This window comes from Alkalibacterium sp. m-11, assembly GCF_054658155.1.
In genome coordinates this window covers 1-223 of the sequence record NZ_BAAGIR010000676.1, presented here as the reverse complement: position 1 = coordinate 223, position 223 = coordinate 1, and the positions used below count along the sequence as shown (strand labels likewise).

Annotated in this window: 1 protein-coding gene; it reads left to right on the top strand. The window is 47.1% G+C overall.

Features of this window, described 5'->3' with window-relative positions:
• The coding region (locus tag ACYQ2O_RS13885) for a hypothetical protein (RefSeq protein WP_459796894.1) at positions 1 to 199 on the top strand (199 nt) is incomplete at its 5' end.
• Positions 200 to 223: the final 24 nt, after the last annotated feature.

Genomic DNA, 223 nt, shown 5'->3' with positions numbered 1-223 from the left:
GATAGGCTGGAAGTGGAAGCATAGTGATATGTGGAGCGGACCAGTACTAATCGGTCGAGGACTTAACCACAAGAAAGAAAGTATAGCGAGGCGGAATCATCTGCCGAGCGAAACTGGACTGACGTGTGTTAAGGGTAAGTGGTGTTGTTTCGTGTTGATCAGCTGTCTAGTTTTGAGAGAACAACGTTCTCCAGTTTAATAGAAGAGTCACTGTGCGGTGACG